This is a genomic window from Streptomyces iakyrus, assembly GCF_000717055.1.
Classification (GTDB): domain Bacteria; phylum Actinomycetota; class Actinomycetes; order Streptomycetales; family Streptomycetaceae; genus Streptomyces; species Streptomyces iakyrus.
The window spans coordinates 278115-291410 of sequence record NZ_JNXI01000001.1 but is presented as its reverse complement, the minus strand read 5'-3'; the positions used below and the strand labels follow the sequence as shown (position 1 = coordinate 291410).

11 protein-coding genes are annotated in these 13296 nt (G+C 69.3%); 7 read left to right on the top strand and 4 right to left on the bottom strand.

The genetic code is table 11. The features are described from left to right. The first annotated feature begins 719 nt into the window (after positions 1 to 719). Positions 720 to 1546 (top strand): IS5 family transposase gene (locus OO68_RS43590; RefSeq protein ID WP_403551747.1). Its coding sequence is split into 2 segments (ribosomal slippage): positions 720 to 1061 and positions 1064 to 1546, totalling 825 coding nucleotides; the frame shifts between segments, so codons are not numbered across the junction. Here OO68_RS43590 and OO68_RS01265 read toward each other — a convergent pair. Next, positions 1538 to 1909 (bottom strand): winged helix-turn-helix transcriptional regulator, encoded by a 372-nt coding sequence (locus tag OO68_RS01265; RefSeq protein WP_033306187.1) that lies wholly within the window; start codon positions 1907 to 1909, stop codon positions 1538 to 1540. The genes OO68_RS43590 and OO68_RS01265 overlap by 9 nt on opposite strands. Before the next feature lie 74 nt (positions 1910 to 1983). Between OO68_RS01265 and OO68_RS01260 the strand changes: the two genes are divergently transcribed. The 6 genes from OO68_RS01260 to OO68_RS01240 all read left to right on the top strand — a co-directional run bounded on the left by OO68_RS01260 (position 1984) and on the right by OO68_RS01240 (position 6301). Further along, the gene (locus OO68_RS01260) at positions 1984 to 2667 is read left to right on the top strand and encodes an NADPH-dependent F420 reductase (RefSeq protein ID WP_051814237.1); all 684 of its coding nucleotides are present in this window, start codon (positions 1984 to 1986) and stop codon (positions 2665 to 2667) included. Positions 2668 to 2757: 90 nt separating this feature from the next. Beyond that, positions 2758 to 3141 (top strand): hypothetical protein, encoded by a 384-nt coding sequence (locus OO68_RS01255; protein WP_033306186.1) that lies wholly within the window; start codon positions 2758 to 2760, stop codon positions 3139 to 3141. Between the two features lie 320 nt (positions 3142 to 3461). Then, positions 3462 to 3641 carry a hypothetical protein gene (locus tag OO68_RS01250; protein WP_033306185.1) on the top strand — a complete coding sequence of 60 codons (180 nt, stop codon included), beginning with the start codon at positions 3462 to 3464 and terminating at the stop codon, positions 3639 to 3641. Positions 3642 to 3719: 78 nt separating this feature from the next. Then, positions 3720 to 4040, top strand: a complete 321-nt coding sequence (locus tag OO68_RS01245) for a CU044_2847 family protein (protein WP_245236871.1) — start codon at positions 3720 to 3722, stop codon at positions 4038 to 4040. 101 nt (positions 4041 to 4141) lie between these two features. After that, a complete protein-coding gene (locus OO68_RS46085) occupies positions 4142 to 4315 on the top strand; it encodes a hypothetical protein (protein WP_157852647.1) in 174 nt (57 codons plus the stop codon). Between the two features lie 132 nt (positions 4316 to 4447). Continuing rightward, complete coding sequence (locus tag OO68_RS01240; RefSeq protein ID WP_033306183.1) at positions 4448 to 6301, top strand: HEXXH motif domain-containing protein; 1854 nt, start codon at positions 4448 to 4450, stop codon at positions 6299 to 6301. Positions 6302 to 6308: 7 nt separating this feature from the next. Here the strand turns inward: OO68_RS01240 and fxsT are convergent, their stop codons facing one another. The 3 genes from fxsT to OO68_RS01225 are packed head-to-tail and all read right to left on the bottom strand — an operon-like array spanning position 6309 to position 13230. Then, complete coding sequence (gene fxsT / locus OO68_RS01235; protein ID WP_033306443.1) at positions 6309 to 10673, bottom strand: FxSxx-COOH system tetratricopeptide repeat protein; 4365 nt, start codon at positions 10671 to 10673, stop codon at positions 6309 to 6311. 23 nt (positions 10674 to 10696) lie between these two features. Further along, the gene (locus OO68_RS01230) at positions 10697 to 11809 is read right to left on the bottom strand and encodes an AAA family ATPase (RefSeq protein WP_033306182.1); all 1113 of its coding nucleotides are present in this window, start codon (positions 11807 to 11809) and stop codon (positions 10697 to 10699) included. Next, a complete protein-coding gene (locus OO68_RS01225; protein ID WP_157852646.1) occupies positions 11806 to 13230 on the bottom strand; it encodes a VMAP-C domain-containing protein in 1425 nt (474 codons plus the stop codon). The genes OO68_RS01230 and OO68_RS01225 overlap by 4 nt, the downstream gene beginning before the upstream one ends. Positions 13231 to 13296: the final 66 nt, after the last annotated feature.

Here is a 13296-nt window from a genome sequence, read left to right as displayed (position 1 = left end):
CCCAAGCGCCTCCTCCCGGAAGGCTCTCGGGAGACCGCCAGTGGACACGCAGTGGACGGAAGGACCCGGAAGGATCAGGAAGGCCAGCGCAGAGCCAGAATGGCGAGGTGCGTCTGACCTGCGGCTATAGGAAGATCGAGGCAAGAGTGGGGCCGGATCGGAAGATCAGAAAAGGACTCATAATCCGTCGGCCGTGGGTTCGAGTCCCACCCGCCCCACCAGCAACGTCTCTGACCGCTGAAACGTCTCTCCGGTGCCTCTGAGTCATCTACTCGGTCCCGACGGAGAGAATCCGCTGCTCACAAGTACTGTCCCAGGTTTCACGTCGGGTGTCCTGACGACCCTTGCCAAGGCTGTGACCTGCGGCGATCCAGAACAAGCTCCCCTTCTGGCGCGGTGCACCCGAAAAAGCGAGATCCAGGGGGCGCGAAATGGAGCGGCCGCAGGAAGCCGAGCGGCCTGACCGTCGCCGCCGTCGCTGTCCACCTGGCCCCAGCCTGCCGGGCACCGCTGTCCGGCCTCTCTTCGGCTTGGTGGTCCAGATCCGGCGCAAGCTCCTGACGTACTTGGCTCCGAGGACGGCGGCCACCCGTTCACCATCCCCTCGCTCGGGCCCGCCCGTCACAGCTGATGCGCCGTAAGTCCCCCTGCCCGAAGGGGGGTGCTTAGAACTCCTAACGAAATGATCTTCGAGGTGGTTGGATCAGTCCAGGACTGTGATCTGGGGGTGCGGGGCGGCGCGGCCGAAGCCGTGGGAAGTCGACGACGAGCTGTGGGTGGTGATCGAGCCCCTGCTGCCCCAGGTGGAGCGCCGGACCCGGCATCCGAAACGCAAGCGGCATCCGGATCGGCTGGTGTTCCAGGGCATCCTGTTCGTGCTGCACACCGGAATCTCCTGGGAACACCTGCCGCAGGAACTCGGCTTCGGCTCGGGCATGACCTGCTGGCGCCGCCTGGCCGAATGGACCGAAGCCGGGGTGTGGCGCCGGCTGCACGCGGTCCTCCTCGCCAAGCTGCGCGGCGCGAACGCCCTGGACTTCTCCCGGGCGGCCGTCGACGGCTCCCACATCCGGGCGTTAAGAGGGGACCTAAGACCGGACGAAGCCCCGTCGACCGGGGCAGAACTGGCAGCAAACACCGTCTGATCACCGACGCCACCGGCATCCCCCTCGCAGCCACCCTGACCGGGGGCAACCGCAACGACGTCACCCGGCTGATCCCGCTCCTCCAGGCCGTGCCGCCCGTGCGCGGCAAGCGGGGCCGGCCCCGGCGCCGCCCGGCCGTGGTGCTGGGCGACCGCGGCTACGACCACGACAAGTACCGCCGCCTGGTCTGGGACCTCGGCGTGAAGCCGCTGATTGCCCGCCGCGGCACCGAGCACGGCTCCGGCCTGGGCACCCAACGCTGGGTCGTGGAGCGGGCATTCGCCCATCTGCACTGGTTCCGTCGCCTGCGGATCCGCTGGGAGATCCGCGACGACCTCCACGAAGCCTTCCTCACTCTGGGCTGCGCACTCATCTGCTGGCGACGGCTGCGCTCACTCTGAGGGGTACTGGGCGGCGGTGCATTCGGCTTCCTGGGCTGCTATGACCTCATCGCCATGCTCGAAGGCCCACGCTCCGACTGCGTTGATGGGCGCCAACAAAGTCCGTCCCAGGGCGGTGAGTTGGTAGTCAACGCGCGGCGGCGCTCCGGGTTGTGCCCGCCGCTCCACCAGTCCGTTGGACTGCAAGCGCCGCAGAGTCTCGGTGAGGACCTTGGAGCTGATCCCCCCGATCTGCTCGCGTAGTTCGACCGGGCGTCTGGGACCGTCGCGCAAGGCCCAGAGCACCACGGCGTTCCAGGTGTTGGACAGGAGGTCGAAGGCCAGGCGAGCACGGCAGTCGGCGAGGAAAGCGTCGGTCGTCACGTACCAAATGGTGCCCGACAGGCCCTCTAGCGTCGTTGCGAATGGTCCGAGCAGGTCGTGGGAGGAAATGCGTGATGAGAATCGGCGTACTGGGCACGGGCAACATGGCGGACGCGCTCGCCACCCACTGGGTCCGGGCCGGGCACGACGTGGCCGTCGGAGGACGGGACATGCACAAGGCGGAGCGACTCGCGACGAGCCTCGGGGGCAGCGCGAAGCCTGTCAGCCTGCGTGCGGCGGCCGACTTCGGTCAGGTAGTACTGGCCGCGCTGCCCTTCGGCGCAGGTACGAGCGTGGTGCGGGAACTACGAGCGGCCATGGACGGCAAGGTGCTGATCGACTGTTCCAATCCGGTCGGCCCGGGCTTCCGGCTGCTGACACAGAGCGGCCTCTCGGCCGCACAGCAACTGGCCGCGGCGGCACCAGGAACCCATGTGGTCAAGGCGTTCAATCTCTGCCACGAGGACGTGTGGCGAATGTCGGCGCCCATCTTCGACGGGCGCCGACTGGCCGTTCCGGTCTGTGGAGACGACGAAACAGCTCTCGCCCTCGTACACCAGTTGGTGCAGCATGTCGGCTGCGAACCCGTGGCGGGCGGCTCTCTCGAACGAGCCGGACTCCTGGAAGCGACCGCGGCACTCTTCATCGGGCTATGGATCGGCGAGGGGGCCGATGCCCAAGCCATCGCACCCCCGCTGGCCTATGCCGCCGGACCGAGAGACGAGAAGTTACAAACCACCGATAAGGCTTTTCGTTAGGGGTTCTTAGTCGTCGCATGCGGCCACACGTGTGGACTGCCGGGGTTGCTCGGGGCTCCAAGAGCTGCCGATCCGCGGTTGGATGCCGGTGTGGAGGACGCCCGTCGTGAGCGCGGCGGCCGGTACGGCGGGCCCGTGCTGATCGACGTGCTGCTCGACGAAGGCGACCTGGACGCCGCCTGGCGCGAGGCGGCCGACCGTGCGGACGACCGGCAGTGGGAGCGACTCGCCGACCTGTCGCGCGAGATACGTTCGGCCGAGGCGCTCGGCGTGTACCTGCGGCTGGTCGAGCGGTCGAAGGAGCCGACCGGGGACCGGGCCTACGAGCACCTGGCCGGGTTGCTCCTGGCGGCCCGTGACTGCCACCGCGCGCTGGGGACCGAGGACGCGTTCACCGGGTATCTCGCCGGCCTGCGGGCGGAACTCAAACGCCGACGCAAGCTGATGAGCACCCCTGACCGGCACGGGCTGTGAAAGGGCTCCGGCAGAGGGCTCATCGGCGATGGGAGAACGACAGCGGCCGGCTCTCCCCGTCGGAAGGTGATTCCGCTGCCGGAGGGTGGTGAAGGGGGCCACCCCAGTTCGAACCACTGCCTGACGGCGGTGGCGGATGCAGCGGCGAGACGGTCGCCGGCGGCCGGGGCCTCCTTCAGGGCGGTGCCGGCGAGGCTGAGGTTCCCGCACCGCGGGCTTCGACGCGGGGATGTCGCCCGCGGGACGGAGCCTCTGCGCGCCGGAATGAGCATCCGCTGTGCGCGGGTTGGAGGCTCCTTCCTCAGACGGTCCGGGGAGCCTTGGACGGGACCGCCCGGACCGCCCGCTGCACCGCCGTGCTGCTGACCCGTGCCGCCACTGCCCGCATGATCATGGTGCCGGCAATCATCGGCGGCTTCGGGACGTCCCGGCCGCATCGTCGCTCGGGGGAGTCGGGCCGGTCCGCCCGCCCCGCCGTCGGTTTCGTCGTGGCCCTGTAACCCTCATCGATACGTTCTATCCTGCTGCTGATTCGGACCGGTTCAACGGGCTGGAACGGGGCGGGCGCTGTGTCGTATGTGATCGAGGTTCCCATCGATGGCGGGGAGTCGGTACGGGTCGAAGTGTCGGAGGACACCGACGGCATCGTCCGCGTCGCACGGCCCGGGCAGGTGGCGGCCATCGCCCAGGAAAGCCTCCAGCAGTCCCTGGAGAAGATCCGCCCCGTCGTCGTCGCGGTGTGGGAAAAGCTGCGCCATCTTCCGCAGACCCCGGACCGGGTGGGCGTCGAGTTCGGCATCAAGTTGTCGGCGGAGGCAGGGGTGATCGTCGCCCGCGGGGCCACGGAGGCCAACTTCGTCGTGAAACTGGAGTGGTGCCGTGACGCGGGGGACGAGTGATCCCGTTTCGTCGAGGCAGGCTCCCCTTCCCACGTTGTCCGTACACGGGCATCATGGGAGACAGGGCGGTCAAGGGCCGCGCCGGACAGGGGAGTTGGTGGATGAATCGCGCGGAGCACGACATCGCGACAGAACTGGTGAACGTGGCTGAACTTTCCTTGGACGAACTGATGTTGTGTCCTCTGGGAAACCTTGATCAGTCCGTGCGGCGCATTCTTCTTCAGGTCGATCTTCCGGTGCCGCTGACGGCGTCGGCCACGGGGACGAACTGCTGAGTCGCTCTGTCGCTTCTTCGTGGAGAGATCGGCTTCGCTTCTCCGACTGGAGGCCATGGGGTGAGGAAGAAGAATCAGCCGCGATTATCCTCCGCTGTCTTCTCCGCAGAACTTCAGGAAGGCTTCGGCGACATGCATCGCCTGCCGCTGGAGTGCTTCGTCCAGCTGTCCACGGGTGGCGGTGACAGCGAAACCCTGGCACTGCTCCGTCATGCGCAGAAGAGTAAACGTTTCGTCCTGATCCGTATGGTGCTCGAAGCCATCGCGGCCGACCCCGCCGCGATGGGGCCCCTGCCCTCGGTGCACGCAGCCTGGAAACTGCTGAGCCGGGTGCAGTACGAGAACCCGGAGGCGTTCGACAGGGTGCTGATGCATCCCTCGACCGGGGTCTGGGCCGCTCACGTGCTGCGACGCCTGCGGGGTGTCAGAACAAGCGACCTCCCCCTGTGGACGGAGGCCGGGTACTTTCACACCCTGGCGGCTGCCGCGGCTGCGCGGGCCGATGTGGAGTTCCACATTCAGGTGCCCGTGCCCGGTGGGGGCGCACTCCACCTGCCGTCCCTGGGGACGGCCCGGCTTCCCCGTACCGGAGCCGACACCACGCGACCTTACGTCGCGACCTTGCGCGGGACGGGCCGCGGAGCCGGCGGCGTGGCCGTCGTCTCGTCCTGGGGGGCCTGTGTGCTGCTGCCGGAGTCCCTGGAGTCGCCGGCGGACGGCTGGCGACCGCTTCCGCGGGTCGAGGCCGGGCATGGCGGGCACAGTCTCCGGCTGGTCCTGGACGACACCGACCCCTACGCCTCCTTCGTGGCGGGACGGGAACCGGCCCCGCAGACCACGCAGAGCCGGAATCGATGGCAGGCTCTGACCGAGCAGGCGTGGGAGACGCTGGTCCACAGCCAGCCCGGCACCGCCGGTGCGCTCGCGGAGGCGATCCGCTCGCTCGTCCCGCTGGAAGCCGTCATGAGCGGAGAGCCCTACAGCGTCACCTCGCCCGAGTCCTTCGGCAGCGCGATGATGCAGCTCCCTCTGGACGCCACGACTCTGGCCGTCAGCCTCGTACACGAGTTCCAACACATCAAACTGGGCGCCCTGCTGGACATGGTCACCCTGTGCCGGGAAGCAGAGGGCGCTCTGCACTACGCGCCGTGGCGTCTGGACCCGCGCCCGGTCCCGGGCCTGCTGCAGGGTGCGTACGCCTACCTGGGCATCGTCGACTTCTGGCGTCGGTTCCACCCGACGGCGTCGGGACAGGACGCTCTTCGCGCGCGCTTCGCCTACGCGTTGTGGCGACGCAGCACCCTCGCCGTACTCGACGATCTCCTGGCCTCCGGGGAACTGACCGAGCTGGGTACGCTGTTCGTGACCACCATGCGGGAGAGCCTGGTCCGCTGGTACCAGGAGGAACTCCCGGCGCGGGTAGAGGCGGACGCCGCCCTGGTGGCCGCGGACCATCTCGGCATGTGGCGGCTGCGGAACAGCCGGCCGTCGCGGTCGGACGTGGAACCGTTGGCCGAGTGCTGGAAGGACGGCGTGCGGACGAGGTGCCCGGAGGTCGGGGAGCCGGTCGTGCGAGCCGACGTGCTGCCCCGGGAGAAGGTGGTGCGATCCGAGCTGGTGAGACTGCGCTGGGAGGACCCGCAGAGACTCGCGTGGGCGCGTCGCCATCCGGATTCGCTGGGTGTCACCTCGGCGGACATCGCTCTGCTGGACGGCGACTTCGACACGGCCCTGCGTGACTACCGGCGGCAGGTGATGGCCCGCCCCGAGGAGTCGAGGCCCTGGATAGGCCTCGGTCTGGCAGCCGAGGGCCGCGGGGACACCTCCGCCGCGGCCGCCCTGCTGGGCCGGCCCGAGCTGGTGCGGGCCGTGTACCTGCGGCTCGCCGACCAGGGAGGATCGGCAGACCCGTTCGCCCTGGCAGGCTGGATCGGTGGGCCGCACCCGCAGGAGGCGGTGACCGTGTCACCGCCCCGCCTGAGGTGACGTACGTTCAGATCTGGTACACCTCCGCGTCACAGTCGGCCCGGTCGCCCCTGGTGGCGGCCGTCGTCGCCGGATGCTCCTGGCCGAGCACCTGCCGCAGGGAGGTAAGCGTCGCGGCGTACAGCGTCTCGGCCCTGTTGGCCCGGCCCAGCACACGCAGGTCGGCCGCGAGGTTGAGCGCACAGGCCAGGGTCATCGGGTGCGACTCGCCGAGTTCCTGAGTCGTACGCCGCAGCGTGTCCTCGTCCCTCTCGGCAGCGGCCTGCGGGTCTCCCAGGGTGAACAGGTCACTGGCCAGGTTGACGGCGACGGCGAGGGTGTAGGGGTGGTTCAGGCCCACGGTGCCGACCAGCCCGTCGTGAGCCTGCCTGTTCAGGGCCACCGCCTCCTCGGTCCGTTCCTTGCGGCGCAGCGAGATCGCGAGGTTCGTCATGACCCCGAAGGTGAACGGGTGACTCTCCCCGAGGCTCCGCCTCAACTGGTCCAGGGTCTTCTTGCCCAGGTCCACCGACTCGTCCAGACGGTCCGCCTGGCGTTGGGCGATCACCAGACTCGACGCGGCGGACAGGGTGTTGAGGTGGTTGTCACCGTAGCGGCGCTGGCTGCGCTCCCACGCTTCGAGGCAGGCCGAAAGCCCGCCTTCGTGGTCGCCGGCCTTGCGGCGTGCCTCGCCGAGGTGACGCAACGCCATCAGCGTGATGGGGGTCTCGCTGCCGGCCAGCCTTTCGAAGCGGATCGAGTTGTTCTCCTGCATCTCGCAGGCACCCACATAGTCGCCGCACTCCCTGAGGTCCACCGCGAGTAGGCTGACGAGCATCATGGTGTTCAGGCTGTCCTCGCCGAGCACGTCGACCGCGAGCTGGAGATTGACCGCGTCCAGGTCCCGGGCGGTGGTGAAGTCCCCTGTGAGGCGCAGCGCCGTTCCGTAGTCCAGTGCGGCCGCGATCGCCATCGGATCGCGATCACCGAAAGAGCGCACGGCCTGTTCGTAGGTCTCCTTGTTGAGCTTGGCGGACGAGGCGAAATCCCCGGCCGCGCGCAGGTCCACGGCGACGGCGCGGGCCGCGAGCAGGGTGTCCTCGTGGGTGTCGCCGACCGTCCTGCGGCGGCGTTCCAGGCTGTCCTCGTCGAGCTGGGCCGCTTCGGAGTAGCGTCCGAGCGAGCGCAGGACGTGTCCGCAGTAGCGGGCCACGGTCAGTGTCTGGGCGTCGTCGGGGCCGATGCTGTCCCGCCAGGTCCGCAGCGCGTCCTGGGCGAGATCCAGGCAGGCATCGTGGTCACCCCAGGTGAAGAGGTACGTGACGGTGTTGACGACGAGGTTCCGAACCCAGTGGTTGTCGCACTCGACCGCTCGGGACGCCCGGATGTGCGGTAGCAGTTCGGCGTAGCGGGGCCAGTTCGCGGTCACTCCCGGCTCTCCCGGGTCGCCCCCCGCGAGCAGCAGATGAGCCGCCTCGCGCATCGACGCGCGCTCCTCGGCCGTCATCTGGTCGATGAGTACCGCCTGGACGAGGCGGTGCAGCTGGATGGTGCTCGTGCGGTGGTCGATGCGGGCCAGCGCGTACCGGTTGACCTCGCGCAGGGCCTGGCCGAGGCGGATGGGGTCGCTGAGCACCTGTCCGAGCAGGCCGGGCAGGTTGGCGTTCCGCCCTGCCATGAAAAGGCTGCGGGAGACCGGCTCCGGCGCGAAATAGGAGCACACCTGGAGCAGTTGGAGTGCGCCCGGGTTGGTGTCCTTGAGGCGGTCCAGCGAGACATTCCAGGCCGCTGCGACGGGCAATTGGTAGTCCATCGGCGGGGCGAGTTCCAGCAACTCCGCGCGACGGCTGACGAACTCTTCCCTTTTCCCTTCGAAGAGTTCGAGGTATTCTTCAGCGGGCATACCTGTTTCGGTGAGCCAGACGGCGGCTTGTTCGATGGCCAGGGGTAGGTCGCCGAGCGCCTCGGACAGTCGATTCGCTTTTTCGTCGGTGAGTTCCGGTCCTCGCCGCCGCAATAGCTCGATGCTTTCCTCGCGCGCGAAGACATCCACCTCGATGGTCCGTGCCATGTTGACCCATTGTCCGTTTCGGGAAGTGACGAGAATCCGGCCGGTGCCGCCTTGGGGGAAGAAGGGGGTGACTGTTTCCGGGCTTTCGGCGTTGTCAAAGACCAGGAGCCAGTTGAGGTAAGGCTTACCCAGACGAAGGGCTTCCAGGACAGCTGGAACCGCGGTGTTGGCCTCGGCGCTGGTGGGCAGCCGCAGGCGTTGCGCCAGGTCCACGAAGGCGGCACGGATTTGGGCCGGTTGTTCGGCGGGGATCCACCAAACGATGTCATAGTCAGAACTATGACGGTATGCGTATTCGATGGCAATTTGGGACTTGCCGACGCCGCCCATGCCGTGCAGTGCCTCAGGTAAAATCGCCGTGGTGCCCTGAGTCAAACGTGTGTGCAGATCCTGGAGAGCGAGCACCCGTCCGGTGAAATTGACGTTCCGGGGCGGAACATTACCCCAAACGGGTGGGGGGCTGCCCGCCTTGCGCCGTTCGGCGATGGCCCGCTCAACCGGCCCCAGCGTGCGTGCGTATGCGTCGTTCATCGAACCTGGCTCTCCTCTGTCCGCCGCTGCCTGTCCTTCGGGCAGCGGTGTCACGTGTTCGGGAACGGCCCGCGATTGCTGTTCTTTGACCGTTTTTGAACGCGGGTCTGACACAGGTTCTTCGGGCATGGATGACCCCGCAAATTGTAGTGGACCAGCGCCGATGTCCTGTGTCGCAAAGCCCTCAACACGCGCGCTCAGTCGGTCGGCCCACGGCCGGTACGGCCCCGACAGTGCCCGCAGTGCGCGTATGAACGGAGCGAAGTCGCCGGTCGACTCCTCAGGTACCGTCACCGGCCGTTCCGCCCAGGGGGTGGTGAGCACCCGGGCGAGGTCCCGCATCTCGGGGACCGTCGCCGCGAGGCGGGTGATGACGTGCAGCATCACCTCCGCGGTGGCGGACCGCCCGCTCGTGGCGAGAAGCTCCTCGGCCACGCCCGGCAGGAACGCGTACTGGTGTGCGGTCGCATCGAAGGGATCGACGGAGGGCGGACCGCCCTGGGTGACGAGCAGCCCCGAGCTGAGGACCTCGCCCATGTGGGCGGGTCGTGAACCCGGTTGGGTGAGGTACTGCACCGTCTCCATCACGGCGAGGTCCAGCGGCGCGACCGCGAGGTGCTGGGCCAGCCGGAAGGCCGCGGGGGAGGCGCCGGCGCGGAACTCGAGGACGCGAGCGGCCGGCGTCGGGGGACGGCCCGGGAGGAAGTCCTCGTCCGGCCCCGGATCGTCGTGTTCCGTGCCGTCCTCCGTGAGCAGCACCCGCGCCCCCGGCCAGTCGCCGCCGTCTCCCGTCAGCAGCTGCGCCCAGCGCGCCAGCCATCGCGGAGCGAGCTCGATGACGGGCACGGCCGACTTCACGGTGCCGCCCGTGCCGGTCACGCTCGCCGTGCAGCTCGGGCCGCACGGGAGGGACCCGGTGGTACGGATGCGGGAACGGTGGGTGGCGATCCAGGTGCGGTACCAGTTGCGGTGGGGGAGCAGATGGGCGACGACAACCGGGACATGTTCACCCCATCGAGTGATGAGCCGTTGGGCCGCACCGCTCCGCCACGCGGCCCCCCCTCCGTCGGTGAGCACCATGACGGCCCGCCGCCGGGGTGGCAGCGCGGGGGCCGCGAGGTCGTACTCGGCGCCGGACGGGCCGGGTCCGTGCAAACGCAGCGCCTCGCCCCCCTGGCCGGCGCTGAGCAGCCGGATGCTGAGGGTGCGGAGCGCACCGAGACCGTTCAGCAAGCGGGCGAATTCGGTCACGGTGTGCCGCCATGCGGCCATCGACGCTCCGGCGTCCACGACCAGCACCAGATCCAGCCAACGCTCCCGGCCCGGGCGGTACCGGGGCAGCCGGGGTTCGGCCTCCACCAGGGCCTCGGCGGTCCGCTCCTCGTCGAGCTCCCGGTCGTGCGCGGACACGACCGTCCGGCGCAGCGGGCGCAGCGCCCGCTCCAGCGTCCGTCGGCTCTCCAGGCCGGGTACTGCGGTCCACAACGGTCCCGTGCCGAGGGCCGGGAGCCGGGGGAGCGGGGCGGCGGCGCGGGCGAAGGGGGCGGGCACCCTCGGCGTCCAGGGCGGCGACTGCTGCCGTGGTACTTCCGGTGCCTCCCTCCTCCGGTCCGGCACGGATGGGGCGGGGGGCGGTGACTCGACGGGGCGAGGCTCCCGCCGGCGGGGCGGGACGGAGGGCCCGTCGCTCCGGGGACGGGTGCGCCCGGCCAGGCACATGGCGAGCCACAGGCCGTCGGAGAGCTCGTACGGCGTCAGATCCGCCGTTCCCAGGGGGTCGGGCGGAGGCATCGAAGCCCGGGGGGCGGCAGCCATCACGGCCTCGCCGCATCGAGGCTGCGCCACAGAGCGTCGACCAGCCGGTCCCAGTGCTCGTCCCCCTCGAACCGGTCGGACGTCGCGAGGTGAACGCTGTTGAGCAGCTGGTCCGCGCTCATCCCGCCCTCGCGCGCGCTGCGCGCGACGAAGAGCCGGACGAGTTCCTGCCCGCGGTCACCGGCCCGTTGCCCGAAACGAGCCGCCACCATGGCGGCGAGCTGGTCCAGGTTCGGCGGCGGCAGTTCCAGGCGCAGGCAGCGACGCAGCAGCGCGGGCGGGAACTCCTTCTCTCCGTTGGACGTGATGAGGATGAGAGGGAAAGCGCGGCAGCGCACCCGGCCGCCGGCGACCTGGGCCGTGGCGCCGGGGTCGGCCGTGAGCACCTCGGCCGTCGGCTCGCGCGAGGCGATGCGGACCAGTTCGGGAATGTCGAACTCGCCCTCCTCGAAGATGTTGAGGAGATCGTTCGGAAGGTCGATGTCGCTCTTGTCGAGTTCATCGATCAGGAGAACCCGCGGCAGCCGGTACGGCAGCAGTGCCGTGCCCAGAGGGCCGAGCCTGATGTAGTCGCCGATACCGGTCCGGCCGTCACCCGGCCCGGCCTCCGGGTCCGCCGCGGCCCGCCGGGCGGCCGCGTCCTGTGCCCGTCCGATGGCGTCGTAGTCGTACAGTCCGGACTTCAGGGTGGTGCGCGTCGTGATCGGCCAGCGCAGGACGCGGCCCAGGCGCAACTCGCGTGCCACACGGTAGGCGAGGCTCGACTTGCCGGTGCCCGGGCGGCCGGTGATCAGCAGCGGCCGGCGCAGATACAGCGCCGCGTTGACCATGTCCGCCTCGGCGACGTCGACGGGGCGGGGCGGGTCGCCCTCGCGCGGGGGTGGGCCGATGCGGCGGGTCGTCTCCGCCTGGTCCTCCGGCGGGCGGGGTTGCAACGGACCGCCGTCGAAGGTGCGCCAGGGCGGCGGACCCATGAGCACGTCGTCGAGATCACGGGCGGCCAGGGTGCGCCCGTCGCCGTGGTAGACCCACCACGGTGCGGTGTTCTGGGTGGGGAAGTGCTGTCCGGTGTCCGGAGGGAACCTGTCGTCGGCGGGTCGGCCGTCACTCATGACTGCGTCCTTCCCTCGTGATGCGGCGACTGGTAGCGGCGTAAGGGCACGTAGACGTTCTCCGGGTTGTCTATGAGAACGAGAACCTCGTCGGAGACCAGTGATCCCCTCGATTCGTGGAACTTGGTGGCCAGCGCGTTCAGATGGTTCGCCTGGAACAACCGGTCGGCGAGATCACCGAGCCTCGAAACGGCACCGGCTGAGCGGGCCCAGAGCATTGCGGGGACGCCCTCGCGCAGGGCGACGTCGTAGGAGTGGACGGCCCCCGGCTCGGGTTTCCGAGGAGCGTCGAGCAGGGCGACCGCGACCACGCGTCCGTTCCTGTCCCGGCCGAGCAGGTCTTGCAGGTCGGAGGCGCTCAGGCCGCCCGTTCCGCCACAGGCGTGCCAGGAGCACTCGTGCGGGGTGTCGCGTAAGCTGCGCCAGCGCTGCTTCAGCACCCGCTGGATCGACGGGTCACGCTGCCGTTCCAGGCTGCGGATCACCGTCTGGTAATGGCGCACCAGAGAGCGTGGCAGGCCGGAGGAGCGGTGCGTGGAGAACTCGTCTATGGGCAGGTCGACCAGGTCCCGGCCGAGTAAAAACTCCAGTTGCACGGGAGTGTCGAGGCCGGCCAGGGACGCCTCGCCGCTGGAGATGGCGCGCTCCACGGTCACCTCCAGATCGCCGTCTGAACAGACGAAGTCCACGAAGTCCGGCCGGGCCGGGGAGAGGACGTCCTCTTTGGTCCACGAGGACACCAGATACCCGCCGTGTGCGTCGCCGTCGTCGCCCCGCTCGATCAGGATCGCGAGATACCCCATGCCCTCGGTGTGCTCGAGTGCTACTGGCACGAGTGCGGCGCGCGTCGTGTTCAGGGTGTCGCGCACCCCGAGGCCCTCGGCGACCGCGGCGTTCCACTCGCGCAACCGCCGGGCCAGGTGGCCGGGGGCGAGCGCCGCGACGTATTCGACGTACAGCATGAAGGGGAACAGACCGTCCGCCCGCGCGTTCGCCTCGACCAGATGCTCGAAGGCCAGCACGATGTCGTCGTGCCCGGGCGGGAGCCGCTCGTAAACACCCCGGGCCGCCCGGTGGATCCGGCCGACCGGCACCTTGGGCGACTGCCGTAACAGGTCCTGGATGTGCCGCAGTTCCGCCTCCGTCAGCGGCGGCTGGACGAACGTCGAGCGCACCAAGTGGTGGAAGGCCTCCGTGGAGCGGGCACCGGGAGCGAAGAACTGGACGGTCTCGGCCAGCACCAGGAGGCCGCCGGGGATGTCACCCAAGAGCCGTACGACGTCGTAGAGCTGGCTTCGCGTGGTCACACCCTGCGGTACGAGCCCCGCGACGTCGATGCTCAGCCGGCTTCCCGTCACCTCCAGACACTGGCGGCGCAGCTCCGGGTCCCCCATGGGTCTGGTGCGTTCCAGAAGTTCCACGAGTCTGCTGGTATGCGCCCAGTCCGATGGGTCGTCGATTGTGTCCGCCATCCCCGTTTTCCCGTA